We start from the raw sequence: 22,609 nt of genomic DNA, 5'->3' as shown, positions 1-22,609 counted from the left end.
AGCGGCGCCTGCCCGCGACACCCATGAAAAAGGGGCAGGTTGCCCTGCCCCTGGTGCCTTGCCGACCGCGTGGGCGCGGTCAGATGCTGTTTCAGTCCTTGCGAGCCAGTTGCAGCTGCGCCAGGCGGGCCATATTGCCCAGGGACAGGCGGTGCATCTCCAGCAGGGCCAGCAGGCCGTTGCGGTGCAGGCGCACAACCGTGGCGTCGTCCAGCTCGGCCAGCTTCTTCTCGTCCACGGTCATGAAGCCGTCGACATCGACCTTGTTGCCGGCTTCGTTGGTGGACTCGAAGCGCATGTCCTGCAGGATGCCCAGCTCGACCAGCTCGTGGCAGGCGGCGCGGGTGCGCTCGGTTTCGCGCTCGTAGCTCTCGACGAAGTTCTTGGCGTTGACCAGGAACTCGGTGGCCTCGCCGTCGGCGGCGAACAGGGCCTGGCCGTCCTTGTCGGAGAAGCCTGCCCACTGGTCGTCGATGCACAGGGCCATGTTCCCCTGGTCATCGATGTGGGCCATCATGAAGGGATAGCGGCGCACATAGGCCGGTGCGTAATTGGCCGTCCACTTGTCGCCTTCGACGAACAGGTTGTGGCCGGGCTTGAGGCCCAGCACGGCCAGGGGGGCCACGGGCTGCTTGCCGCCGTCCTTGGGCGCCTCACCGGCGCGCACGAAGACGATGGGGAATTCCTTGCAGGCTTCCGAGAACTCGACCGTCGTCAGGAACATCGAGTTCAGGCCCTTGACCTTGTCCACCGTGGACAGGTCCGTGCGCAGGTGCAGCTTCTTGTGAGCCTCGCGGTCCAGGGGAACCACGCTGCCAAACATCGGGGGGGTGCTCATTCTTTCTCTCCGTCTTCCGCCAGTCGGCTGACCAGCACTTTGTCCACACGCTTGCCATCGAGGTCCACGACCTCGAATCTCCAGGCGTTCCACTCCACCACATCGGCCGTGCGCGGCAAGCGCCCCAGCAGCAGCATCACCATGCCGGCCAGGGTGTTGTAGCGCCCACGATCCTCTTCGGGCAGTTCCTTCAGGCCCAGGCGGTCCTTGAGCTCGGGCACAGGGATCAGGCCGTCCATCAGCCAGCTCCCGTCCTCGCGCTGCACCGCCCAGGCATCGCCATCCCCGGGCGCATTGAACTCGCCCGCGATCGCTTCCAAGACATCACGCACAGAGATCACGCCCTGCACTTCACCGTATTCATCGACCACGAAGACCAGGGGCGCATTGGACGCCCGGAAGTGCTCCAGCAACTCCATGCCCGAGAGGGTCTCCGGCACGAAGACCGAGGGCTCCAGGTCTTCGCCAAGGGCCAGGTCCTGCCCCGCCAGCACCCGCGCCAGCAGGCCCTGGGCGGTGGCGATGCCCAGCACGTCGTCCAGCCCGCCCCGGCAGACAGGGTAGCGGCTGTAGCCGTGGGCCTGCAGCATCTTGAGCACGGCCTCGGGCGTGTCCTCGACGTCCAGCCAGGCGATCTCGCCGCGGGGGATCATCATGGAGCCGATCTGGCGCTCGTCCAGGCGGAAGACGTTGCGCACCATCTGGTGCTCGTGCTGCTCGATGACACCAGCGTCCAGGCCCTCTTCCAGGCTGGCGGCGATCTCCTCTTCGGTCACGCTGCGCTGGGCCTTGCCGCGCAGGCCCATCAGACCCAGCGTGGCCTCGGTGCAGAAGCTCAGGAAGCGCACCAGCGGGCGGGCCACCACCGAGAGGAACTCCATGGGCGGCGCCACCATGCGGGCCACGGTCTCGGGGTAGATCTGGCCCAGGCGCTTGGGCACCAGCTCGCCGAAGATGATGGTCACCACGGTGATGATCAACACCACCAGCGCGGTGGCGGTGACCTCCAGGGCGCGGTCGTGCAAGGGCGTGACGGTCTTCAGCCAGGCGGCCAGCGGTGCGGAGAAGGCCGCGTCGCCGACGATGCCGTTGAGCACGCCGATCGAGGTGATGCCGATCTGGACGGTCGAGAGGAACTTGGTGGGGTCGTCGTGCAGGTCCATGGCGGCCTGCGCCCCGGACTCACCCGACTCCACCAGCACCTGCAACCGCGCCTTGCGACTGGCCGACAGGGCCATTTCAGACATCGCGAAGAAACCGTTGAGCAGCAGCAGAAAGAGAAGTAAGGCGGTATCCATGGGGGGCGCCGGGCGGCAGGAGCATTTCGGGGGAAACCCTGGCCAGGCGCGAAAAAACCAGTCGAAGCGCGCAAGCGTAGCAGAAGCCCGTGGCGTTTCCGACCGCACAATCCCGGTGATGAACTACCTGATCGGCGACCTGCAGGGCTGCTGCGATGCGCTGGAGCGCCTGCTACAGACCCTGGATTTCTCCCCTTCGCGCGACCGCATCCACTGCCTGGGCGACCTGGTCAACCGCGGCCCCGCCTCGCTGCGCACCCTGCGCCGCCTGCAGGGCATGGGCGATGCCGCGCAGTGCCTGCTGGGCAACCATGACCTGCACCTGCTGGCCACCGCGCACGGCGTGCGCAAGCCCGGCAAGAGCGATACCGTGCGCGACATCCTCGAGGCTCCCGACCGCGAGGCCCTGCTGGACTGGCTGCGCCACCAGCGCATGGCGGCCGAAGCGCAGGGCTGGCTGCTGGTCCATGCCGGCGTCGTGCCGCAGTGGGACCGCGCACAGACGCTCGCGCTGGCAGCGGAGGTCGAGTCCCTGCTGCGCGGCCCGGAGCTCGCCGGCTTCCTCCACGAGATGTACGGCAACGAGCCGGACCGCTGGCAGGACGGCCTCCAGGGCACGGCCCGGCTGCGCTTCATCGTCAATGTGCTCACCCGCATCCGCTTCTGCTCGGCCGAGGGCCAGCTGGAGTTCAAGACCAAGGACGGCGCCGGCGAGGCTCCGCAGGGCTTCATGCCCTGGTTCGAGGTGCCCGGCCGGCGCAGCGCGGGCCAGCCCATCGCCTTCGGCCACTGGTCCACCCTGGGCCTTCAGCAGCGGCACGACCTGCTGGCGCTGGACACCGGCTGCGTCTGGGGCGGCTCGCTGAGCGCGGCGGCGCTGGACGCCCAGGGCCGCGTCAGCGACATCATCCAGGTGCGCTGCGCGCAGGCGCAGCAGCCGGGCTGAGGCGGGTCCTCAGGCGCCCCGCCCCTCGATCAGGTCCAGCAACGGCCGCGTTCCTTCGTACAGCGCGTCCAGCAGCAGGCGGATGCGCGGCACCTTGCGCAGCTCCGGGCGCGTCAGCAGCCACAGCTCGCTGCGCCAGTCCCGGGGCGGGTCGAAGACGCGGCGCAGGCCCGGATCGGCATCGCCCAGGAAGCAGGGGATCGCCCCCAGGCCCAGCCCCTGGCGGACAAACTGGTGGACGTGCACCAGCGAATGGGTGCGGATGCACACCTGCTGCCCCAGGCCCTGCTGCTCCAGCCAGCGCGCCGAATCGAGGTGGGCGAGCGTCTCGTCGACCCCCACCCACGGCAGGGTGTCCAGCCGGTCTGCCCGGACCCCGCCCAGCTTCTTCGAGGCATAGACCGTGGCCGCGACCCAGCCCAGGCGCCGCCCCACCAGGGACTCGGGCGAGACGCCGCCGGTGCGCAGGGCCACGTCGGCATCCCCGTGGATCAGGTCGGTCAGCGTGTTGGCCGTGCCGACCTGCAGCTGCACCTGGGCCCGGCTCTGGTAGGACGCCAGCAGGGCGGGCAGCGGTCCGCTCATCCAGGTGTCACCCGCACTCAGGCGCACGAGGCCGCCGGGCCAGGCCTGGCGGCTCCTCACGCTGTGCGTCAGCGCCTGCACCTCCTGGGCCATGCGCTGCGCCAGCGCGACGACCTCCTGGCCGGCACTCGTGGGCCTGTAGCCCGCCCGGCCCCGTTCGAAGAGGCGCACGCCGAGCTGGCGTTCCGCGGCCTGCAGCCGCCGGTACAGCGTGGCCGCGCTGATGCCCAGCGCTCCCGCCGCAGCCTCCAGCCCGCCCGCCCTGGCCAGCTGGGCGAGCAGGCGCAGGTCATCCCAGTCCGGCATCGAGTCCTTCATCGCCGCTCCTTCCCTGGCTGCCGTCGACGCGGCCAGAACAGAACAGCAATTTTGCCAGCCATGCTTGCAAATCTGCTGTGCGATCAACGCGCGGCAAGGCCAAGAATTCAGTCATCCCCCCACTCGCCAAGCCGCGCCATGAACACCCCCGAGATCTTCCGCCCCCGCCATGCCAGCGAGATCGACCGCCTGATCGCCCACCACCCCCTGGCCCTGGTCATCAGCAGCGAGGGCACGCAGATCGAGGCCTCGCCCCTGCCGCTGGTCCTGCAGCGCGACACCCGGGGCGAAGGCGTACTCATCGGCCACTTCTCCCGGCACAACCCGCAGTTGGCGCTGATCCGGCGCCAGCCGCGTGCCCTCGTGGCCTTCAGCGGTGCTCAGGGCTACATCTCCACCAGCTGGTTCCGCGACCGCCGCTACGCGCCCACGTGGAACTACGAGGCCGTGCACCTGCAGGTCCACATCACGCTGGAGGACAGCCCCGAGGCCGCGGCAGCCGCCCTGGACACCCTGGTCGCCCACGTCGAGGCTCCCTACCCTCGCCCATGGCATGCCAGCGAGATGGGCGCCCGCAAGGCGCAGCTCGCCCAGCACATCGTGGCCTTCAGGGCCCGCATCCTGGACACCCAGGCGCAGTTCAAGCTCGGCCAGGGTGATCCGCCCGAGGTGATGGAAGACACCTACGCCGGCCTCGAACGCTACGGCCAGCACGCGCTGGCCCTGGCCATGCGCCGCCGCGAACGCCTGGAAGCCGGTCCGGCGACCTGAGCCGTGGCGATTGAAGGCTAGAATCCGCAGCTCTCCACCGGGAGACGTGGCCGAGTGGTTTAAGGCAGCGGTCTTGAAAACCGCCGAGGGCTTATCCCCTCCGTGAGTTCGAATCTCACCGTCTCCGCCAACAATTCACGTGGCGCCCGAACACCGCGGCGCTAGCATGGCCCCGGCCGCATCCTGCGGCTGACGCAGCGCAGCAGTTCAACGCATGCAAAGCCATCGCCGCCCCCTGGCCTTTCTTTCCGGATTCGTCGTTTACGTGGGCGGGCTCGCCGCTGCCGTGGCCGCGACCTCCACACCGCTGAACTGGCTCCTGGTCGGACGCCTGGATGGCCTCGCGGTCTTCCTGCGCCTGCTGGGCCTGGCCCTGCCCTCGCTGCTGCTTGCCGTGGCCTGGACCTACTTCAGCCTGCGCACCCGCCAGCGCAGCCGGCGCAGCAGCTGGCTCTGGTACCGCATCGGCATGGGGCTGGCCATGGTGTTCACCTTCACCGCCGGCTTCTTCCTGCTGGCCGAGCTGGATGTCACCAAGGTCTGGTCGCCCTTCACCCTGCTCACCTCGGCCCGCATGCCGCCCTTCTGGGGCCTGCAGAACAGCCTGGCCATCGTCGTGGGGGCCTGGTTGGGGTTCCGCCTGCTGCCTGCGCGCCAGCCCCACGGGCCGGGCGCGAGGGGCGCGGCGCTGGATCCGGCGCTCAGCCGCCTGGACTGAAGGCGCCCCGGCCCGCCATCACGATGCGATTGCGCCCTTGCGCCTTGGCGGCGTAGAGCGCCGCATCGGCCGCCGCCACCAGGCCACTGGCCAGCTGCGGCAGCTGTGAGCTGGACAGCAGCAGGGAGAGCAGGGACAGGCCCGCCGACAGCGTCACCGGCAGACGCACGCCGTCTGGCAGCTCCACGCTGGTCTCGCACAGGGCGCGGCGGATGCGCTCGGCGGTTTCCAGGGCATGCTCGTCAGGGCAGCGCGGCAGCAGCACGACGAACTCCTCGCCGCCGTAGCGGGCGATGGTGTCACCGGCCCGCAGCTGCTGGCGGATGCGCTGGCCGACCTGGCGCAGCACTTCGTCGCCCACGGGATGGCCGTAGCTGTCGTTGATGCGCTTGAAGTGGTCCACGTCCAGGAACAGGCAGGCCAGCCCATGGCCGTGGCGCTGCGCCTCCCCCACCTCGATGGGGCAGCGCTGCTCGAAGTAGCGCCGGTTGTGCAGCCCGGTCAGGGCATCGGTGATGCCAGCCTGGCGCAGGCGTTCCTGGTTGAGCACGTTGTCCAGGCAGATCGCGACGACGGCCGCCAGGCGCTCCAGAAACTCCGTGCCGGCGTCGACCTCGTAGCGCGAGACGTCCCGGCTGGCGAACTGGAGGCTGCCGATCAGCTGGCCCTGCCGCACCAGGGGCAGCACAGCGCAGGAAGCCAGGCCAGGCACGCGCTCTGGTCCGAACAGGGCCGCATGGCGCCAGGACTGGAACTGCCCCAGAGCGGGCCTCTGACCCAGCTGCAGCAGCAAAGGCTGCTCGGAGGCCGTGCCCAAGAGCTGGAGCCCAGGCAGCGAGGCCGCCAGATCCGTGCCGGCTTCGTCCAGGCAGCGCTGAAGATCGCCGCCGGCGTCCAGCAGGCACAGGCCCACGGCGTCCAGCTCGAAGCTCTCGCGGTAGTCCTGCAGGATCACGCGCAGCAGATCCGGCAGCGAGCCAGCGCCGATGAGGGCATGCTCCAGGCGCTCGAAGCGCCGCAGCTTCTCCTCGTTGCTGCGCGCCTGCTGCAGCAGGGATTCCAGGCGTCGACGGAGCTGGTCGTTCTGGGCTTGGAGCGCCTCGGTCATGCGATAAAGGGCCGGGAAGATGGGGCCTCGGGGGCGGATGCGGCAACTGTAGCGGCATGCGCCCGGGACGGCCCCGGCAAGCAGGCCAGACTCAGTAGTTCAGCACGAAGCGGCTCTGGAAACGCCGTCCCTGCGAGTCCGCCGCGGTCAGCCAGAGCTCGCTGGTCGTCGGCGTGGCGCCGCCGGGCAGCACGCTGGGGCCCAGGGTCTGCTCGGTGCTCACCGGCAGGGCCAGCTTGATCTCGCGGATGGAGGGCGCAGCCGGGTCGGTGCCCTGCACGAGCCGCATGCTCAGCATTCGCATGTCCGGGTTGTCGGCGGCCCACTTGGCCCAGCTGTACTTGCGCCCGAAGCTGAGCTGGCGGCCCAGCAGGGCACTGGTGCCGAGCTCGTCGATCATCGGGAAGCGGCTGGTCGCGGGGGCGACGGGCACCTCGGCGCGCAGGTAGGCCGGCTGGGTCCGGGCCGTGCTGCCGGGCGGCGTGAAGCTGACGCTGTACTTGGCCGAGCGCTGGGCGTCCGCCCCGCCGATCCAGCCGACGCTGTCCTGCAGCAGGGCGTAGTCCGTGGCCTGCCCGGTGGCCGTGGTGCTGGTGGCACCGGGGACCTTGGTGATGCACATGCGGGCACGGGCGCAGTAGGCCATGGCAATCGCGAAGCCGTTGGGCGTCTGCACCACGCCGCTGTCCAGGGCGCTGGTGATGGGGGCGTCCAGCGTCTGGCCCTGCAGGTCCAGCTGCACACCAGCGCGCGGATTGACCGTGGTACCGGACTTCAGGCTGCCATCGCCCCCGAAGCTCGCCACTGTCATGGGGATGACGTTGAACTCCAGCGAGCGCCCGTTGCCGTAGAGCCGCCAGGACGGCACGCCCGCGGTGGTCGACTTGAGGTAGTTGACCGTGGTCTGGAAGATGTCCAGCACCTTGCCAGCGCTGTCCGTCACGTAGGCGCTGACCTGCAGACGGGTGCAGTTGCCGGAGGCGAACACATCGTCCAGGCAGGCCACGATCTGGAATCGACCCAGCTGCTGGTTCTTGCTGGCCAGGTCCGCGAAGTACAGGGCCATGGAGTTCTTGTCCCGGCTGTCATTGACGGTGAAGGCCGAGAGCAGGCTGTGGCTGCTGATCGCACTGGCCGAAAGGCCCTGGGCCAGCATCTTGTTGATCGCGGCCGGCAGCTCGTCCAGGCTGGCGGCGTTGGGCAGCAGGGTGGTGGCGCCGGTCGTGGCCTTGAGCGTGCTGGTGACGGCATTGAGCGGCGTGGCCGAGCTGCCCTTGGCCAGCTCGGCCTTCAGGGCGGGCAGGTCCACCACCACCTCGACAGGCGCCCCCGGCTTGAGCTTGTTGGCCAGCAGCAGCTGCGGCGCACCGGCACTGCCGCTGCCCAGGTCCACCCGCAGGGCCTCGATCAGCAGGTCCAGCGCGCCCTTGTTCGCGGCGAAGCTGGCGTCGCCGAGCAGGTCCAGGGTGGTGGCGTCTGTGATCTTGGCGTCGCTGATATTGGACTTGATCAAGGTCTTGAGGAAGTCCGAGGCAGCCGCGAGCTGGGTGCCGACGAGGGCCACGGCGCTGCTGTTGCCCGCCACGTCGTTGAACACGGTGCGGGGCGCATCGCCCAGGGTCAGGGCCAGCAGGGCCTCGCTGAGGGGAGAGACATTGGCCACCATGCTGGCCGAGGTCTTGGGCACCGCCGAGTGCAGCAGCACCATGTCGCCCAGGGCGTTGAGCCCCCGCACCTCCACCAGCAGCGGCGCCTGCGGGCTCTGCTTGCCGAGCGTGATCTTGTAGCTGCCATCGGTGGGATGGGTGCTGCCTGTGCCCACCGTGGCGCCGCTGGCGTCCAGCACTGTGACGCTGGCCGAGCCCAGCGGGGCGCCCGTGGCGGCCACGCCGCTGAGCACCGGCGGCGTGGTGCTGCCGGTGTCCGTGCCACTGCTGCCCCCGCCTCCTCCGCCACCGCAGGCCGCCAATGCGAAGGCCAGGCTCCAGCTGAGCCATCGACCGGCCGCAGGCAGGAGGCGCAAGGACGTGGAAGGACGCGGGGAGTGCAGGGGCGAGGCTGGCATGGTGGGCAGGGGCTGGGCCATCGTCAGGAGACGGATGGAGGCAGTATCCCGGCAGCAGCCGCCGTGCGAAGGGCTCAAAAGCGCCGCTAAACAGCCGATATCGCGCGCCTTGGCCGACGGCTGCCCCTCAGACAGGGCCGGAAGATCAGGCCTGCCCCGGCGCCTTCATCCAGAGTTCGTCCAGGTGCTTGAAGCCCCAGTCGGCGGGGTTCTCGCGCGAGACGATGCGGTCCGTGGCCGAGGGCAGGTCCAGGTTGACCAGCTCCGTGGGGATGGGCAGCTGCGACTTGGTCGAGAAGAAGACCCGCACCAGCGGTGCCGTCAGGCGCACGGGGCTCTGCTCCACCACCACGGCCAGCCGCCCGGAGTGCAGCTTCACCAGGGTCCCCACCGGGTAGATGCCCACGCTTTTGACGAAGGCCTGGAAGACGGCCGGGTCGAAGTGGCCCGTCCATTGCGCCATGCGCTGGATGGAGCCGGCCGGGTCCCAGGCGTTCTTGTAGGGGCGAGTGGAAGTGATGGCGTCGTAGACATCGCAGACCGCTCCCATGCGGGACAGCAGCGAGATTTCCTCTCCCTTGAGCTTCTTGGGATAGCCCGAACCGTCGATCTTCTCGTGGTGGTGCAGGCAGACATCCAGCGCCGCGGCCGGCACGGCGCCGCCCTCCAGCAGCATCTCGTAGCCGCGCACCGGGTGGGAGCGCATGACAGCGAACTCGTCGTCGGTCAGCTGCCCGGGCTTGTTGAGCACGTCGATGGGCATGGCCATCTTGCCGACGTCATGCAGCAGACCCGCCAGACCGGCCTCACGCGTCTGGGCCTCGTCCAGGCCCATGTGCCGGGACAGGGACACCATCAGGGCGCACACCGCCACCGAGTGCATGTAGGTGTAGTCGTCCTTGGTCTTGAGCCGGGCGAGGCTGATCAGCGCGGAGGGGTTGCGCGACACCGAATTGGCGACCTCCTCCACCAGCGGCAGGCACTGCTCGGCATCGATGGCCTTGCCCAGGCGGGCTTCGCCGAAGAGGTTGATCACCGCGGCCCGGGAGCGGCTGACGATCTGCGCGGCGCGGCCCATCTCGTCGTGCAGGCTGGCGCGCATGCCGGGCGGCGTTGCGGCGGGCACAGGGGCGGCGACCAGCGGCCGAGGCTCCTGGGGCTTGGCAGGCTGGGGCGCGGGCTCAGGCGCGGGCTCAGGCACCGGTTCGACCCTGGGCTCGGCCTCCTGGATGTCCAGGCCCTTCTCCACATCAATCCAGACGGCGACCACACCGCTCTTGAGCAAGGCGTCGACCTCGCTCTGCTCGCGCAGCACGAACTTGGTCTTCCAGAAGGGGTGGGACAGCCATGAACCTTCCATGGACTGCAAGAACATGCCGAGCCGGACGTGCTGGGTCGGTATTCTTTTGAGCATGGGAGGCGGGTGGGAACTGGAGCGGAAATCTGCTGCCCAGTATCGACGGTGCCCCTCCCGATGAAAAGCCAAATCGGACACAAAAAAGCCGCCTAGCGAGGCGGCTTGATCCGACACAGTGCGGGCGCTCAGCGCATCTTGCTCTGGGGCACGGTGCGCAGTTCGCCGCCCAGCGAGGCCAGGTACTTGGCGATGGCCTTCAGCTCGGCATGGCTGAACTGCTTGACCTGGCCAGCCATGATGGCGTTGCCGCGACCCACGTAAGGGTTGCCTTCGGTCTGGTAGGACTTCAGCGCGGCGTAGAGGTAGTCGGCGTGCTGGCCGGCCAGCTTGGGGTAGGCACCGTCGATGGGCTTGCTGAAGTTGGCGCCATGGCAGGAAGCGCAGGCACCCTTGTTCAGCAGTTCGGCCACATTGGCCGGCGCCGCAGCGGCGTCACCGGCGGCGGGGGCCTGGGCCTGCTGCTCGTAGTAGGCGGAGATGTCCGCGATGTCCTGCTCGCTCAGCGACTGGGCGATGCCGCGCATGGTCGGGTGCTTGCGCTCGCCCTTGGCGTAGGCATTCAGGGCCGAGGCGATGTACTTGGCATTCTGGCCAGCGATCATCGGCACCTTGTGAATTTCGGGGAAGGTCGCCTGATAGCCGACGATGCCGTGGCAGCCGATGCACATGGCGATCTTCTTCTCACCCGCCTTGACGTCCTGCGCCTGCGCGCTGACAGCAGTGAGGCCAGCGAGAACGGCGAAGGTGAGCTTCAACAGTTTGTTCATGGTCCCGAAGTTCTTGATCTGACACCGGGGCGCATTATAGGGACGGACCTTATACTGGTTTGCAGGCTTACCCGCATTGATCCACAGCATGAAGTTCCAAGGCTCCGAGCAGTACGTCGCCACCGCCGACCTGATGTTGGCCGTGAACGCCGCCATCACCCTCAAACGCCCCTTGCTGGTCAAGGGCGAACCCGGCACCGGCAAGACCATGCTGGCCGAGGAGGTGGCCCAGAGCGTGGGCCTGCCGCTGTTGCAGTGGCACATCAAGAGCACGACCAAGGCGCAGCAGGGCCTCTACGAGTACGACGCCGTCAGCCGCCTGCGCGACAGCCAGCTCGGCGACGAGCGCGTCAAGGACATCCACAACTACATCGTCAAGGGCGTGCTGTGGCAGGCCTTCGAGTCGGACACGCCCGTGGCCCTGCTGATCGACGAGATCGACAAGGCCGACATCGAGTTTCCCAACGACCTGCTGCGCGAACTCGACCGCATGGAGTTCTACTGCTACGAGACGCGGCAGATGATCCGGGCCAAGCACCGCCCCCTGGTCTTCATCACCTCCAACAACGAGAAGGAGCTGCCGGACGCCTTCCTGCGCCGCTGCTTCTTCCACTACATCAAGTTCCCCGAGGCCGAGACCATGCAGCGCATCGCCGACCTGCATTTCCCCGGCCTCAAGAAGGAGCTGCTGGCCGCGGCGCTCAAGACCTTCTACGACGTGCGCAACCTGCCCGGCCTCAAGAAGAAGCCCAGCACCTCGGAGCTGATCGACTGGCTCAAGCTGCTGCTGGCCGAGGACATCCCCGTTGACGCGCTCAGGGCGCAGGACGACAAGGTCGCCATCCCTCCCCTGGTGGGCGCGCTGCTGAAGAACGAGCAAGACCTGACCCTCTTCGAGAAGCTGGTCTTCATGCAGAGCCGCAACCGCTGAGCGCCAGCGCGGCAGATTTCCCTGCCTCGTCGCCCCTACACTGCGGCCCGGTGCACACACCAGCGTGCCGCATGACGAGGAGCAAGGCGCATGGCCACGAGCAAGACCTTCAGCATTGAGGCCCTCTGGGCCATCGAGCGCCTCGGCGCGCCCAGCCTCTCGCCCGACGGTGCGCAGGCCGTGGCCAGCCTCACGAGCCCCTCGCTCGAGAAGGACAACAGCCAGAGCAGCCTGTGGCTGCTCTCCACGCTGGGCGGTGAACCCCGCCGCCTGACCCAGTCCGGCGACAAGGACGGCAGCCCGCGCTGGAGCCCGCTGGGCGACCAGATCGCCTTCATCGCCCGCCGCGAGCAGGACGGGGTCAGGGACGACAGCCCGCAGCTCTACCTCATCGCCCCCGACGGCGGCGAGGCGCGGCGCGCCACCTCCCTGCCCATGGGCGTCGAGGCCTTCAAGTGGTTCCCGGACGGCCGCCACATCGCCTTCGTGGCCTGGGTCTGGCCGCAGCTCAAGGGCGCGGCCGCGCAGGCCAGAGCCTGGGCCGCGCACCAGGCCCGCAAAACCAGCGGCTATGTGACCTCGGAGGCGCTCTACCGCTTCTGGGACCACCACGTTCCCATGGACCGCGTGCCCCATCTGCACGTGCTGGACACGCGCAGCGGCAAGTTCCGCGACCTGTTCGAGGGCACGGACTGGGAGCTCAGCCGCTCCGAACCCGACGCCGACTGCTTTGACATCTCCCCCGACGGCCGGCGCATCGTCTTCGCCTTCGACCCGGCCGCCGAGAAGCGCCTGGATCACTGCTTCGCGCTGGCCGAGGTGGAGGTCCGCAGCCGCCAGGTGCGCACGCTGCTGCAGGAGGACGGCTGGCATCTGCATGCGCCGGTCTACAGCCACGCGGGCCACCACCTGGCCTTCCTGGCCTGCCACCGCGGCCTCAGGCACACCATGCCCGACCAGCTGGGCGTGCTGGACACCCACGGCAACTGGGCCGTGCTGTCCGAGGACTGGGACCGCGAGGTCCAGGCCCCGCTGCGCTGGGACGAAGACGACCTGGGCGTGCTCTTTTGCGCCGAGGACGAAGGCCGGCGCCACCTCTGGCGCTTCGACGTCAAGACCTGCGCCGCCTTCACGCAGTTCGAGGGCGGCCATGCCGCGGCCTTCGACCTGCAGGCCGGTACCCTGGTCGTGCTGCATGACAGCGCGCAACATCCGCCCCGCCTCAGCGTGATGGAGGGCGAGACGCCTCTGCGCATCGAGACCTTCAACGATGCCCTGCTCAAGCCCCTGCGCCTGGGCCGTGTCGAGCCGGTGAGCTTCAAGGGCGCGCAGGACGACGAGGTCCAGATGTGGCTGACCTACCCGCCCGGCTTCGACGCCAAGCGCAGGCGCCCCGTCCTGCACCTGATCCACGGCGGCCCGCACTCGGCCTTCGGCGACATGTGGCACTTCCGCTGGAACGCCCAGCTGCTGGCCGCGCAGGGCTATGTGGTGGCCTGCGTGAACTACCACGGCTCCTCGGGCTACGGACAGGCTTTCAAGGACGCCATCACGCAGCGCTGGGGCGAGCTGGAGCTGCAGGACATCGAGGCCGCGACCGACTGGCTGCTGAAGAAGCCCTGGGTCGCCCGCGACCGTGTCTTCGCCGGCGGCGGCAGCTTTGGCGGCTATCTGGTGGCCTGGATGAACGGGCACGTGAAGGCCGGGCGCTACCAGGCCTATGTCTGCCACGCCGGCTGCTACGACTGGCAGGCCATGTTCGCGGACGACGCCTACACCTGGCACGCCAAGGAGCTGGGCGCCTGGTACTGGGACGACCCGGCCCGCGTGGCGGCCCAGAGCCCGCATGCCTTTGCCCATCGCATGGAAACACCCACCCTGGTCATCCACGGCGCCCAGGACTACCGCGTGCCGGATGCGCAGGGCCTGGCCTACTACAACACCCTCAAGGCCCGCGGCGTGGACGCCCGCCTGCTGTGGTTCCCCGACGAGAACCACTGGGTGCTGAAGCCACAGAACAGCCAGCTCTGGTATGCCGAGTTCCTGGCTTGGCTGGCGACGCATGACCCGGCACGGCGCGGGGCGGCACGCAAGACGGTTCGGGCGCCCGCGCGCAGGCGCGGCTAGCTAGTTCGGCAGGTTCAGCGGGTTCAGTGGATTCAGCGGGCGACGCGGCGCGGGCGGCCGAGGCCGCGCTCCTCGCCCTCGCCCCAGTCCACATCGGCACAGAGCACGCGCAGCCGCGCATCCTGCCAGAAGGCCAGGGACAGGGTCACGCACATGCGCGCGCCGTGCAGGCTCAGGTAGGGCCGCGTCACCTGCAGCGTGCCCACCGCGGCCATGGCCCGACGGAAATACGGCCGGCGCGACCAGCGCGCATCGCCCGAGGCGTCCAGCGGCCCAAAGCGCAGGTCGGGGCTGTCGGACTGCACGTCCGGGTGGATGCGCATGCCCAGATCATGGCCGTGCTCGTCGAGCAGGAAGCACATCTGCGCTCCCGCGATCGAGAGCACCCCCTGGCAGGCCTGGTCCAGCCTGTCACCGGCCTGCAGCCGGCCCACGGCGGCCAGCACGGCGCTGCGGAAGGGCTGGAGGAGCTCGTCGTCGCGCTCGCGGCCCAGCATCTGGCGGTCCTCGATCAGGTCCCAGAAGCCGTCGATGGTGGGATTGGCCTGAGGCGCCAGCAGGTCGGCGGCGGGCCGGCCCAGGCCGAAGCCTTGCAGCAGGTCCACGTCGGCATCCAGGGCCAGCTGCATGTCGTCCCGCCCCTCGATGCCCTCCTGCAGCACCAGCGCGCCGCACTCGTGCAGCAGCGCCACCATCTGCGCCATGATGCGGGCAATGCGCGGCGAGGCCAGGGCGCGCTGGGGCAGGCTCTTGTCCAGCTTCACGATCTCTGGCTTCATGCGCCAGACCCGGTCGAAGTTGGAATGCCCGGCGCCGAAGTCGTCCAGGGCCAGCAGGCAGCCCGTGGCGCGGGCGCGCTCCACGGCGTCTTCGAAGCGTGCGCCCTGGGCCATGATCTCCTCGGTGACCTCGAAGACCAGGCGGTGCATGGGCAGGCCCAGTTGCTCGACGGTGCTGACGGCGCGGGCCAGCATCGGCGCCTCATGCGCGGCCCTGACGAAGACCTCGGGATGGATGTTGAGGAAGAGCCAGCAGTCGGGCACCTGCTGCGTCACGAAGTTGTGGACATGCAGCAGGCGGCACAGGCGGTCCAGCTGCATCTGCGAGCCCGCGCCCTCCCCCTGCGCCTGGACCTGCGCAAAGACCTGACCCGGATCGAGCGCCTCGCCCGCCGGTGTCGCGAAGCGCGCCAGGGCCTCGTAGCCCACCGGGCTGCGGTGCGGCAGGCTGTAGATGGGCTGGAACTGGCTGCTGATGCGCAAACCCTGGTGCTGGCCCACCCAGCGCCCGTCCTCCTCTTGGATGGCGGCATAGAGGGCCTGCATGGTCCGCTCCACGTCCTGGTTCATGGCGCTTCCGGCAAGAATCGATCCCGCGATGCTAAGCCCCCGCCTTGCGTCAGGCTTGCGGCGTGGCCTGCAGCAAGCGCTGCTCTGTGGATAATCACCGCGAGACTCCCACTGCCTGCCATGCTGATCCAGTTCTTCTACACCCTGCGTGCCGCCAAGCTGCCTGTCTCGGTGAAGGAGTACCTGACCCTGCTCGAGGCCCTCAAGCTGGGCGTGCTGGACGCCGAGGACGGCGGCCCCACGGTCGATCGCTTCTACTACCTGGCCCGCACCACCCTGGTCAAGGACGAGGCCCACTTCGACAAGTTCGACCGCGCCTTCGCCGCCTACTTCAAGGGCGTGGAGCTGCTCACCGATTTCGCCCGCGAGCTGCCCGAGGAATGGCTGCGCAAGCACCTCGAGCTGGAACTGACGCCCGAGCAGAAGGCCGAGATCGAGAAGCTGGGCTGGGAGCAGCTGATGGAAACCCTGCGTCAGCGCCTGGAGGAGCAGAAGGAGCGCCACGAGGGTGGCAACCGCTGGATCGGCACCGGCGGCACCAGCCCCTTCGGTGCCTACGGCTACAACCCGCAGGGCGTGCGCGTCGGGCAGGACCGCGGCCGCAACCGCAGCGCGGTGAAGGTCTGGGACCAGCGCGCCTACCGCGACTACGACGACAACCTCGAGCTCGGCACCCGCAACATCAAGGTCGCCCTGCGCCGCCTGCGCCGCTTCGCCCGCGAGGGCTCGGAGCTCGAGCTGGACCTCGATGACACCATCCACAAGACCGCCGCCAACGCCGGCATGCTGGACATCCGCATGATCCCCGAGCGGCACAACAAGGTGAAGGTGCTGCTGCTGATGGACGTCGGCGGCACCATGGACGAGCACATCCACCGCGTGGAGGAGCTGTTCTCGGCCGCCAAGAGCGAGTTCAAGCACCTGGAGTTCTATTACTTCCACAACTGCGTCTACGACTTCATGTGGAAGAACAACCGCCGCCGCTTCGCCGAGAAGATGCCCACCTGGGACGTCATCCGCAAGTACAACAAGGACTACAAGCTGATCTTCGTGGGCGACGCCACCATGAGCCCCTACGAGATCCTGCAGCCCGGCGGCAGCGTCGAGTACAACAACGAGGAGCCCGGCGCCGAATGGCTGCAGCGGCTCACGCATGCCTTCCCGAAATACGCGTGGATCAATCCCGAGCCCCAGGGCGTCTGGCAGTACCGCCAGAGCATCTCCATCATCCAGCAGCTGATGCACCAGCGCATGTTCCCGCTCTCCATCACGGGGCTGGAGTCGGCGATGCGGCTGCTGAGCAAATGAGGGCGGCCCTGCGCGCATTCGCGGCCCTGGGCCTGAGCCTGCTGCTGAGCGCCTGCGGCACGCTGGGCGGGCTTCAGGAGGCGCTGGGCGGCAAGCCTCGGCCGCCGGAGGCCGGCAGCGCCCGCGTCAAGGCCGCCTACCGCCTGGACATCCGTGCCAGCGGCGAAGTGCAGGAGCTGCTCGCACGCCACCTGGACCTCGCGCGCTTCCAGCAGATCGCCGAGAGCGACAGCCTCAGCCCGGTGGAGCTGGACCGCCTGGCGGCCGTCGCGCCCGAGCAGGCGCGTGGCCTGCTGGAGACGCTGGGTTACTTCGACGCCCATGTCGAGGTCCAGCGCCAGGCCAACGCCGACCACACCCAGCAAGACCTGACCCTCATCGTCGACCCCGGCCCGCGAAGCGTCGTGGGCGAGCTGGACCTGCAGTTCCAGGGCGAGCTCGATGCCGAGGCCGGCCAGCCCGAGTCGCCCCGGGCCCTGGCCCTGCAGGCGGAGCTGCGCCAGCTGTGGCCGCTGGGCAAGGGCCGCGCCTTCACCCAGGCCGCCTGGGCCTCCGCCAAGTCCGAGGTGCTGGCCCGGGCGCGCGCCCAGGGCTATCCGCTGGCCCGATGGGCGGCCAGCGAGGCCGACGTGGACACCGAAGCTCATCTCGTGAGCCTCAAGCTGAGCCTGGACAGCGGCCCCCTCTTCCGCCTGGGCAGCCTGCAGATCGAAGGCCTGATGCATCAGTCGGAAGACACCGTGCGCCGCCTGGCCGGCTACGAGGCGGGCGAGCCCTACTCCGAGCAGGCCCTGCTGGACTTCCAGGAGCGCCTGCTGCGCACCCAGCTCTTCGACGGCGTCACCGTGGACATCCAGCCCGAGGCCGCGCAGGCCGCGGCGGTGCCGGTGCGGGTACGGGTCAAGGAGGCGCCGCGCCAGCAGGCCACCACGGGCATCGGCTACAGCGCCATGAACGGCTACAACGCCAGCGTCGAGCACCTGCACCGCCTGCCCGCGGGCCTGCCGCTGCGTGCTCGCAGCAAGTTCCAGCTGGGCCAGCTGCTGCGCAAGGCGGAGCTGGAGCTGAGCTCCCACCCTCAGCCCGACATGCAGCGCAACCTGGGCTCGCTGCAGTGGGAGCAGGACCTCAACAACGACAAGAACATCCGCACGCTCAGTGCCCGTCTCGGCCGCCTGCGCGAGGCAGGGCATGACGAGCGCCTAGTCTTCGCCGAGATGCTGCGCTCCATCGAGTCCGGCGAGGCGGGCGAGTCCCTGCGCTCCGGCGCCTGGTCGGGCAATGTGCAATGGACCCGCCGCCGCCTGGACAGCCTGCTGCTCCCCACCCAGGGCTACACCGCCCAGCTGCTGCTGGGTGCCGGCCGCGCCGACAACAACGCCCCCAACCAGGACAGCGGCGTCTTCGGCCGGGCCCGGCTGCGCATCGAGTACTTCAAGCCCTTGCCCTCGGGCTGGCATTTCAGCGCCCGCACCGACCTCGCCCAGATCATGGCCCGCGATCGCGTGGGCCTGCCCGCCAAGATGCTCTACCTTGCCGGGGGCGACGATTCCGTGCGCGGCTACGCCTACCAGAGCCTGGGCGTGGACAAGGAGGATGGCAGCCCCCTCAGCGCCGGCCGCAAGCTCTGGACGGGCAGCGTCGAGCTCGCCCGCCCCGTGATGGACAGCCTGCCCATGCTGTGGGGAGCCGCCTTTGTCGATGCCGGCAACGTGGCCGACAGCTGGCAGTCCCTGCGACCGGTGGTGGGTTATGGCGTCGGCGCCCGGCTGCGCAGCCCCGTGGGCGCGCTACGCCTGGATCTGGCGCGTGCGCATCAGACCGGCAAGTGGCGCCTGCACTTCAGCGTGGGGATCGCCCTGTGAGCGACATCGACAAGACCCCCGCCCCGGCCGCCCCCCCGAAGCCGGCGAAGCGCCGCCTGGGCCGCTGGCTGGCCTGGGGCCTGGTCCTGCCGAGCCTGCTGGGGGCCGCGGCGCTGGGCGGCGTCTGGCTCATGGGCACCGAGACCGGCACCGCCTGGCTGCTGCGCCAGGCGCCGGACCTCATCAGCGCCGATGCGCCCCAGGGCCGCCTGCTGGGCGATTTTTCGGCCCGCCAGCTGCGCCTTCATCTGCCCGGCGGCACCGACCTCCAGTTCGACGGCCTGCGCTGGCAGGGCCTGCGCCTGGGCTGGCATGACTCGCCCCAGTTCTGGGCCCGGCTGCAGGCGGACAGCCTGCGCGCCGACCGCCTCCAGGTCCGCTGGACGCCGTCTGACAAGCCCGGCGCGCCGCTCACCGACCTGCGCCTGCCGCTGTCGGTGAGCATTGGCCATCTGGAGCTTGGCCAGCTGGACCTGCCGACGGCGAATGTGCAGCTGAACCGCCTGCAGGCCACCGTCAGCCTGGGCCAGCTGGATGCCCGGCAGCAGCAGGTTCACGAGCTCCAGCTGCGCTCCCTGCAGTGGCAGGCGGTGCAGCTGCAGGGCCGGCTGCGGGCCGAGGCCGAGGGGCCCATGACCCTGCAGGCCAGCCTGGATGCCCGCGGCCAGCTGCCGCAGGGGCCCGACTGGCAGGCCCGGCTGCAGGCCCAGGGCCCTTTGCTGGACCACGCCCTCACGCTCGATTTCAAGGCCGCCGGCCAGTCCGTGGCGCTCCAGGCCCGGGCCAAGCCCATGGCGGACTGGCCCCTGGCCGGCCTGCAGGCCACGCTGAAGCAGTTCGACCTGGCTGCACTGAATCCCCAATGGCCGCGCACCGCCCTCAGCGGCCAGCTGGCCCTGGAGGCCCAGCACTGGGACAAGCCGGCGGACCTCAAGGGCCAGATCAGCAACGCCCTGGCCGGCCCCTGGGACCAGCAGCGCCTGCCCCTGGGCCGACTGCAGGCCGACCTGCAGTTCGCGCCGTCGCAGTGGCAGTCCCTGCAGATCCGCAGCCTGGAGCTGGGCCTGGTGGATGCCAAGGGCCAGGCGGCCGGCAGTCTGCAGGCCCAGGGCCGGCTCAGCCCTGAGCAGGCCTCGGACCTGCAGCTGCACCTGAACGGCCTGCGCCTGGACGCTCTGCACAGCCAGCTGCTGGCCCTGGCCCTCGATGGCCAGCTGCGCCTGCGCCGCGAGGCACCGCCGGCCGCGAAGATCGATCCAAAGGCTGATCCCAAGGGCGAACGCAAGCCCGCCACGCCGCCGCCCCTGCCCTGGCTGGACCTGGAAGGCCAGCTGAGCACCCGCCTGGCCACCTCCGGCGGCAAGCCCCTGGCCACGCCCCAGCTGCAGCTCAAGGCCCAGCTGGGTGAGCAGGGCCTGCGACTGCACCGCGCCGAGCTGAGCGCCGGCAAGGCCACGGCCAGCCTGCAGGGCGAGTGGATACGCCAGGAGCAGGGCGACTGGCAGGCCAGCCTGCAGGCTCAGAGCCAGCAGCTGGACCCCGGCCTGCTGTGGAAGCCCGCGGCCGGCGCCACGGCGCCGCACAGCCTCAATCTGCAGCTGGGGGCCCAGCTGCACCGCAGCGCCGGCAGCCCCTGGCCCCAGGGCGAGGCCAGCCTGCGCCTGCTGCCCAGCCAGTGGGCGGGCCAGCCGCTGCAGGGCCAGATCCAGTACCTGCGCGACGCCCAGCCTGCCCGCCTGCTGCTGAGCCTGGAGCAAGAGCGCAACCAGCTGCACGGGGAAGTCCTCGGCCTGGAAGACCGCCGCCCCGAGGCCCGGCTGCAGGTGCAGTGGCCCCGCCTGGCCGCCCTCGACCCGCTGCTGGCCGCCCTCACGCCCGGCATGAGCCTGGACGGCGGGCTGCAGGGCGACCTGACGCTACGCGGCCAGGAGCTGCCCTCCACCAGCCCTCGCGCCCGGTCCTCCACCCGCTGGAGCTGGACCAGCCAGGGCCAGCTGAGCCTGCAGAAGCTGCTGGTGCGCGAGCCCGGGCGCCTGCTGGGCCTGGAGCAGGGCAAGCTGAACTGGCAGTTGGGCACCGGCCTGGGCGAGACCCTGGCCCTGAACCTGGAGGCCGGCCCGCTGCGCCTCGCCCAGGGCCAGCGCGCCCTGCAGCTGGAAGGCCTGCAGGCCCGCCTGAGCGGCAGTTGGGCACGCCACCAGCTGCAGCTGCAGGGCCAGGGCCGCCCGCTGAGCAGCTCGGCCGGCGACCCGCCCCAGCCCGGCGCAGCCCTGCTGCTGGCGCTGGAAGGCCAGCTCAACGCCCTGCCCTGGGGCTTGTCCGGTGCGCCGGAGCCGCTGGACTGGCGCCTGAGCCTGCAGCAGGCCCGGCTGCGGCCGCTGCCCAGCACCAGCCAGGACCCCTGGCTGCAGATCGAGCCCCTGCAGGCCCGCCTGGCCCTGAGCCCCGAGGCCCGGCTGCTCAGCGCCGAGCTGCAGGAGGGCCGGGCCACCCTGGCCGGCGGGCAGGCGCGGGTGCGCTGGAAGGAAGTGCGCTACCAGGCGCCCCAGCACAGCGGCGCCCCGCTGTCCCTGCAGGTGGACGCCCAGCTGGAGCCCCTGGCTCTGGCCCCCCTGCTGGCCAAGGCCCAGCCCGATTTCGGTTGGGGCGGCGACCTGCTGGTCGACGGCCATCTGCAGCTGGATACCCGCCAGGGCACCCTCCTCAGCTTCGAGCTGAAGCGCCAGAGCGGCGACCTCAGCGTGACCGAAGACCGCGGCGTGCAGCGACTGGGCCTCACCGATTTCGGCCTGCGCCTGCAGGCGCGGCAGGGCCTGTGGTCCCTGACCCAGGCCCTGGCGGGCACCAACCTCGGCGGCCTGGGCGGCGCCCTCATCACGCGCACCGACCCGCAGGCCCTGCTGCCGCCGCTGGATGCGCCGCTGGAGGGCACGGTGCAGGCTAATGTCGCCAACCTCGCCACCTGGGGCGGCTGGATCCCCGCCGGCTGGCGGGTCAGCGGCGCCATGACCGCGGGCTTCATGCTGGGCGGCACCCTGCGCGACCCGCAGCTGCGCGGCCTGGCCCAGGGCGAGGGCCTCGCCGTGCGCAACCCGCTGCTGGGCGTGGACGTGCGGGACACCCGTTTCCAGCTGTCCCTCGAGGGCAGCCAGGCGCGGCTGCAGCAGTTCAGCGCCCATGCCGCCGACGGCGAGCTCCGGCTCAGCGGCGAGGCCCACCTGGGCGCGCAGCCCGACCTGCGCCTGGACCTCCAGGCCGAGAAGTTCGGCCTGCTGACCCGCGTGGACCGCCGCATCATCGCCAGCGGCCAGGGCAAGCTGCACCTGACGCCGGCCAGCGTGGACGTGCAGGGCGCCTTCCGCGTCGACGAAGGCCTGTTCGACTTCAGCAAGGGCGACGCGCCCACGCTGGACGAGGACGTGCGCGTGCGCCGCCCTGTCGCGGCCCCCGTGGCGGCGCGGCACGAAAGCCCGCCGATGAAGATTGCCGTTCAGCTGGACCTCGACCTGGGCGAGCAGATGAAATTGCGTGGCCGTGGCCTGGACACCCGGCTGACGGGCCAGCTCAAGCTGCAGCACCGGGACGGCAAGCCCAGCCTCGTCGGGACCGTGCGTGCCGAGGGCGGCACCTACGACGCCTACGGCCAGAAGCTGACCGTGGAAAAGGGCGAGATCCTCTTCACCGGCGTGCTGGACAACCCCCGCCTGGACGTGCTGGCCGTGCGGCCCAACACCGACATCCGCGTAGGCGTGACCGTGGGCGGCACCGCCATCAATCCGCGCATCAAGCTCTTCTCGGAACCCGAGCTGCCCGAGACCGACAAGCTCTCCTGGCTGCTGCTGGGCCGTGGCCCCGACGAGCTGGGTCGAGCCGACACCGCCCTCCTGCAGCGAGCCGCCCTGGCCCTGCTCAGCGGCGAGGGCGAATCGGCCTCGGGCAAGCTGATGAAGAACCTGGGGCTGGACGAGCTGTCCGTGTCCCAGGGGGCCCAGGACGACACCCGCGGTGCCATCGTCCGTGTGGGCAAGCAGCTCTCCAAGCGTGTCTACCTGGGCTATGAACGGGGGCTGAACGCCACGACCGGCAGCTGGCAGCTGATCTACCGCATTGCCCAGCGCTTCACCCTGCGTGCCCAGAGCGGCGAGGACAGCGCCCTGGACCTGATCTGGCAGTGGCGCTGGCAGTGAGGCCTGGCCGA

16 protein-coding genes and 1 tRNA gene are annotated in these 22,609 nt (G+C 70.0%); 9 read left to right on the top strand and 8 right to left on the bottom strand.

Annotation, left to right across the window (positions count from 1 at the left end; translation table 11 throughout):
• Window positions 1-91 precede the first annotated feature (91 nt).
• Together ABDJ40_RS05485 and ABDJ40_RS05480 are read right to left on the bottom strand one after the other, a co-directional pair.
• Window positions 92-838 carry a SapC family protein gene (locus ABDJ40_RS05485; protein WP_347607101.1) on the bottom strand — a complete coding sequence of 249 codons (747 nt, stop codon included), beginning with the start codon at window positions 836-838 and terminating at the stop codon, window positions 92-94.
• Window positions 835-2,136 (bottom strand): hemolysin family protein, encoded by a 1,302-nt coding sequence (locus tag ABDJ40_RS05480; protein WP_269631473.1) that lies wholly within the window; start codon window positions 2,134-2,136, stop codon window positions 835-837. The genes ABDJ40_RS05485 and ABDJ40_RS05480 overlap by 4 nt, the downstream gene beginning before the upstream one ends.
• 118 nt (window positions 2,137-2,254) lie before the next feature.
• Here ABDJ40_RS05480 and ABDJ40_RS05475 point away from each other — a divergent pair, with 118 nt between their 5' ends.
• A complete protein-coding gene (locus ABDJ40_RS05475) occupies window positions 2,255-3,082 on the top strand; it encodes a symmetrical bis(5'-nucleosyl)-tetraphosphatase (protein ID WP_347607098.1) in 828 nt (275 codons plus the stop codon).
• A 9-nt stretch (window positions 3,083-3,091) separates the two neighbouring features.
• Here ABDJ40_RS05475 and ABDJ40_RS05470 read toward each other — a convergent pair whose 3' ends face one another.
• Window positions 3,092-3,985 (bottom strand): LysR family transcriptional regulator, encoded by an 894-nt coding sequence (locus tag ABDJ40_RS05470; protein ID WP_347607095.1) that lies wholly within the window; start codon window positions 3,983-3,985, stop codon window positions 3,092-3,094.
• Between the two features lie 138 nt (window positions 3,986-4,123).
• Between ABDJ40_RS05470 and ABDJ40_RS05465 the strand changes: the two genes are divergently transcribed.
• From ABDJ40_RS05465 to ABDJ40_RS05455, 3 genes are all read left to right on the top strand, one after another.
• On the top strand, window positions 4,124-4,756 hold the full coding sequence (locus tag ABDJ40_RS05465) for an FMN-binding negative transcriptional regulator (protein WP_347607092.1): 633 nt from the start codon (window positions 4,124-4,126) through the stop codon (window positions 4,754-4,756).
• A 40-nt stretch (window positions 4,757-4,796) separates the two neighbouring features.
• A tRNA-Ser gene (locus ABDJ40_RS05460) sits at window positions 4,797-4,886 on the top strand.
• A gap of 84 nt (window positions 4,887-4,970) precedes the next feature.
• A complete protein-coding gene (locus ABDJ40_RS05455; protein ID WP_347607089.1) occupies window positions 4,971-5,474 on the top strand; it encodes a hypothetical protein in 504 nt (167 codons plus the stop codon).
• On the opposite strand, the gene ABDJ40_RS05450 is transcribed toward ABDJ40_RS05455, so the two are convergent.
• The 4 genes from ABDJ40_RS05450 to ABDJ40_RS05435 all read right to left on the bottom strand — a co-directional run bounded on the left by ABDJ40_RS05450 (window position 5,458) and on the right by ABDJ40_RS05435 (window position 10,831).
• A complete protein-coding gene (locus tag ABDJ40_RS05450; protein ID WP_347607086.1) occupies window positions 5,458-6,582 on the bottom strand; it encodes a DUF484 family protein in 1,125 nt (374 codons plus the stop codon). The genes ABDJ40_RS05455 and ABDJ40_RS05450 overlap by 17 nt on opposite strands.
• 91 nt (window positions 6,583-6,673) lie before the next feature.
• Entirely contained in the window at window positions 6,674-8,605 is a 1,932-nt protein-coding gene (locus ABDJ40_RS05445) for a hypothetical protein (RefSeq protein WP_347607083.1), read from the bottom strand.
• Between the two features lie 187 nt (window positions 8,606-8,792).
• Complete coding sequence (locus tag ABDJ40_RS05440) at window positions 8,793-10,061, bottom strand: HD-GYP domain-containing protein (protein ID WP_347607080.1); 1,269 nt, start codon at window positions 10,059-10,061, stop codon at window positions 8,793-8,795.
• A 128-nt stretch (window positions 10,062-10,189) separates the two neighbouring features.
• The gene (locus ABDJ40_RS05435) at window positions 10,190-10,831 is read right to left on the bottom strand and encodes a c-type cytochrome (protein WP_347607077.1); all 642 of its coding nucleotides are present in this window, start codon (window positions 10,829-10,831) and stop codon (window positions 10,190-10,192) included.
• A gap of 88 nt (window positions 10,832-10,919) precedes the next feature.
• Between ABDJ40_RS05435 and ABDJ40_RS05430 the strand changes: the two genes are divergently transcribed.
• Both ABDJ40_RS05430 and ABDJ40_RS05425 read left to right on the top strand, forming a co-directional pair.
• Window positions 10,920-11,762, top strand: a complete 843-nt coding sequence (locus tag ABDJ40_RS05430; protein ID WP_269631482.1) for an AAA family ATPase — start codon at window positions 10,920-10,922, stop codon at window positions 11,760-11,762.
• Between the two features lie 90 nt (window positions 11,763-11,852).
• Window positions 11,853-13,889, top strand: coding sequence for a S9 family peptidase (locus tag ABDJ40_RS05425; protein WP_347607073.1), 2,037 nt, complete (start codon window positions 11,853-11,855; stop codon window positions 13,887-13,889).
• A gap of 32 nt (window positions 13,890-13,921) precedes the next feature.
• Here ABDJ40_RS05425 and ABDJ40_RS05420 read toward each other — a convergent pair whose 3' ends face one another.
• Window positions 13,922-15,238 (bottom strand): EAL domain-containing protein, encoded by a 1,317-nt coding sequence (locus ABDJ40_RS05420; RefSeq protein ID WP_347607069.1) that lies wholly within the window; start codon window positions 15,236-15,238, stop codon window positions 13,922-13,924.
• Between the two features lie 120 nt (window positions 15,239-15,358).
• Between ABDJ40_RS05420 and ABDJ40_RS05415 the strand changes: the two genes are divergently transcribed.
• The 3 genes from ABDJ40_RS05415 to ABDJ40_RS05405 are packed head-to-tail and all read left to right on the top strand — an operon-like array spanning window position 15,359 to window position 22,598.
• Complete coding sequence (locus ABDJ40_RS05415; RefSeq protein ID WP_347607066.1) at window positions 15,359-16,546, top strand: vWA domain-containing protein; 1,188 nt, start codon at window positions 15,359-15,361, stop codon at window positions 16,544-16,546.
• The gene (locus ABDJ40_RS05410) at window positions 16,543-18,411 is read left to right on the top strand and encodes an autotransporter assembly complex protein TamA (protein WP_347607063.1); all 1,869 of its coding nucleotides are present in this window, start codon (window positions 16,543-16,545) and stop codon (window positions 18,409-18,411) included. Before ABDJ40_RS05415 ends, ABDJ40_RS05410 begins: the two co-directional genes overlap by 4 nt.
• Window positions 18,408-22,598 carry a translocation/assembly module TamB domain-containing protein gene (locus ABDJ40_RS05405; protein WP_347607059.1) on the top strand — a complete coding sequence of 1,397 codons (4,191 nt, stop codon included), beginning with the start codon at window positions 18,408-18,410 and terminating at the stop codon, window positions 22,596-22,598. Before ABDJ40_RS05410 ends, ABDJ40_RS05405 begins: the two co-directional genes overlap by 4 nt.
• Window positions 22,599-22,609 lie beyond the last annotated feature (11 nt).

This window comes from Roseateles flavus (assembly GCF_039872765.1).
In the GTDB taxonomy this organism is placed as follows: Bacteria; Pseudomonadota; Gammaproteobacteria; order Burkholderiales; family Burkholderiaceae_C; genus Roseateles_B; species Roseateles_B flavus.
Note: the sequence above shows the minus strand (reverse complement) of the source record. Positions and strands in the feature narration are given on the sequence as shown.

Coding starts and splice junctions, on each gene's coding strand:
- ABDJ40_RS05485 (WP_347607101.1), bottom strand. CDS start 838: ATGAGCACCCCCCCGATGTTTGGCAGCGTGGTTCCCCTGGACCGCGAG.
- ABDJ40_RS05480 (WP_269631473.1), bottom strand. CDS start 2,136: ATGGATACCGCCTTACTTCTCTTTCTGCTGCTGCTCAACGGTTTCTTC.
- ABDJ40_RS05475 (WP_347607098.1), top strand. CDS start 2,255: ATGAACTACCTGATCGGCGACCTGCAGGGCTGCTGCGATGCGCTGGAG.
- ABDJ40_RS05470 (WP_347607095.1), bottom strand. CDS start 3,985: ATGAAGGACTCGATGCCGGACTGGGATGACCTGCGCCTGCTCGCCCAG.
- ABDJ40_RS05465 (WP_347607092.1), top strand. CDS start 4,124: ATGAACACCCCCGAGATCTTCCGCCCCCGCCATGCCAGCGAGATCGAC.
- ABDJ40_RS05455 (WP_347607089.1), top strand. CDS start 4,971: ATGCAAAGCCATCGCCGCCCCCTGGCCTTTCTTTCCGGATTCGTCGTT.
- ABDJ40_RS05450 (WP_347607086.1), bottom strand. CDS start 6,582: ATGACCGAGGCGCTCCAAGCCCAGAACGACCAGCTCCGTCGACGCCTG.
- ABDJ40_RS05440 (WP_347607080.1), bottom strand. CDS start 10,061: ATGCTCAAAAGAATACCGACCCAGCACGTCCGGCTCGGCATGTTCTTG.
- ABDJ40_RS05435 (WP_347607077.1), bottom strand. CDS start 10,831: ATGAACAAACTGTTGAAGCTCACCTTCGCCGTTCTCGCTGGCCTCACT.
- ABDJ40_RS05430 (WP_269631482.1), top strand. CDS start 10,920: ATGAAGTTCCAAGGCTCCGAGCAGTACGTCGCCACCGCCGACCTGATG.
- ABDJ40_RS05425 (WP_347607073.1), top strand. CDS start 11,853: ATGGCCACGAGCAAGACCTTCAGCATTGAGGCCCTCTGGGCCATCGAG.
- ABDJ40_RS05420 (WP_347607069.1), bottom strand. CDS start 15,238: ATGAACCAGGACGTGGAGCGGACCATGCAGGCCCTCTATGCCGCCATC.
- ABDJ40_RS05415 (WP_347607066.1), top strand. CDS start 15,359: ATGCTGATCCAGTTCTTCTACACCCTGCGTGCCGCCAAGCTGCCTGTC.
- ABDJ40_RS05410 (WP_347607063.1), top strand. CDS start 16,543: ATGAGGGCGGCCCTGCGCGCATTCGCGGCCCTGGGCCTGAGCCTGCTG.